Source organism: Marinobacter sp., from assembly GCF_035268745.1.
GTDB lineage: Bacteria > Pseudomonadota > Gammaproteobacteria > Pseudomonadales > Oleiphilaceae > Marinobacter.
In genome coordinates, this window is record NZ_DATFKH010000157.1 from 1 (window position 1) to 2005 (window position 2005).

Below are 2005 nucleotides of genomic sequence, written 5' to 3' on the forward strand. Positions count from 1 at the left end.
CGGGCGCAACGTGACCTATCAGACCGTGCTCGAGCGTCTTCTCGAATCGGGGAATGTCGAGATCGAGGACGACGAATTCGTCCGACTGGTCAGCCCTTACTACCAGCCGGTCAAGGCATCGGAGCAGACCATCATCGACGCGGGATCGGTGTCGATCGGGCGTTTGACGGAAACAATTTTGTTCAATCTCGAAGCAAGCGAAAAGAGCGATCGACTTCTTCAGCAGGACAGGCTGTCCAGAAGGATACCCAAGAAGGATTTGCCAGAGCTCAAGACGAAAGCCAGGGACTTGACTGAAAGACAGATACTCGAAATGGAGACGCTCATCGATTCCTACGAGATCGAAGGGAATGCCGAAGATCAGTGCCTGTTTGGAATTGGCTGGTACCAGTTCACCAAATAGGCGACCGGCAAGGTTTACCAGAGCGCCGAGTGGCCGCTCGACGAATCTTTGCGAATGGCAAGAGGAAAAAATTTCGAGAAGGAAAAAATGCGTTAACGTTCCCGATCGAATGACAGCTATGCGATTGAGGCGTGGCTGCCTGCAGGCCGCCGAAGTCCATATTTCATGAACCAATGAACCAATGAACCAATGAACCAATGAACCAGAGAATCCGCTTGTCAGGAGCGGAATAAACCTACGAACCCCAGGAGAAATCCAATGATCAAGAACATGTTTTCGGCAATCGAAAAGAATGGAACCGGAGTCGACCATCAGCACTCATTCATCGAGAAAAACGGGACGGGTGCGCGTCGCAACGGCGTCTGCATAGAGAAGAATGGAACGGGTATTCGATATGGTCGCGTTATGGCGTCGGCTTTACTGGCTTCCGTTCTATGCGCGCCCGCCCTGGCGGCCGATTTCAAGGGAATGGTCAATAGAAGCGGTGATCAGCTGACGATCTCCATCACCGATGGGTCGCTCTTGCTGAGTGGCAGTGCTGGTCTGAATGCCGGGTACTCGGTTGTGTCGCTGAACTCCATCGATCTGGGAATGCGACTGGATTCTGAAGGTAACGGTACAGGCATTGCCAGCGAAGGCAACGGTACAGGTGTCGCCAGCGAAGGCAACGGCACGGGCTACATCAAGAGCGAAGGAAATGGTACGGGGGTAGCCAGTGAGGGCAACGGAACTGGCTACATCAGTAGCGAAGGTAACGGCACGGGCGTCGCCAGTGAAGGCAACGGCACCGGCGTGGCTAGCGAAGGTAATGGAACTGGCGTGGCCAGCGAAGGTAACGGTACCGGAGTTGCTCGGTTCTGCCTCGCCAACCCTGGTGTGCTGAGCGAAGGGAACGGAACTGGAATTGCCAGTGAAGGTAACGGTACGGGCGTTGCCAGTGAGGGTAACGGCACCGGCTTTGTCAAGAGTGAAGGCAACGGTACCGGCGTTGCCAGCGAAGGTAACGGTACTGGCGTTGCCAGCGAGGGTAACGGTACCGGCGTTGCCAGCGAGGGTAACGGAACTGGATTCGGACCAGACTCGATTGAGCCGGTAAGCTTCGTGATTACGCCGATTGGCGGCAATTTTGATAACGGTGGACTTGCCCCGGCCGGATGCGAATTCGAAACGGTAACGTTGTCCTGGGGTTTGGCTGAAATCGCCTTGAACTCGAACACCGCGTCCGTTTTGCTTTATGGCGTCCGAAGCAATGGCGCGCTCATCGAGCTGGCCGCACTGGAGCTCCCGGTCATTCAGCAATGAGCAACAGGCGTAGAGAGTACTTACCGGTTTTACGATAGGCCATTGGCAATCCCGGAGCATGGCAAGAACGGGCTCTTCCCCGCCCAATCTTTGCTTCGATGAATTGTCTGGCATGTGGGGACGGCGCTGCCTTTCGGGGCAGCGCCTTTTTTTATCCGTCGGAATCAGTGCCTGTGCCAATGCATCAGGCGTGATCGTGCAGCGCAACGGTTTCCAGTTCGACGCCGTGGCGCACCAGTCTCAGAAAGTCCTCGCGTGCAACCAGGCGTATGCCGAACTGTTCCAGGTGCGGATTCCAGA

At 55.5% G+C, this 2005-nt stretch carries 2 protein-coding genes; both read left to right on the top strand.

The window, feature by feature from the left end:
• Window positions 1-403 (top strand): hypothetical protein (locus VJ956_RS11895; RefSeq protein WP_324085199.1); only part of this gene is annotated, 403 nt, incomplete at its 5' end.
• Window positions 404-661: 258 nt separating this feature from the next.
• Window positions 662-1705, top strand: a complete 1044-nt coding sequence (locus VJ956_RS11900; RefSeq protein ID WP_324085201.1) for a hypothetical protein — start codon at window positions 662-664, stop codon at window positions 1703-1705.
• Window positions 1706-2005: the final 300 nt, after the last annotated feature.

What these genes read in the sequence shown, in the direction of transcription:
- VJ956_RS11900 (WP_324085201.1), top strand. Translation starts at nt 662, where the DNA reads ATGATCAAGAACATGTTTTCGGCAATCGAAAAGAATGGAACCGGAGTC.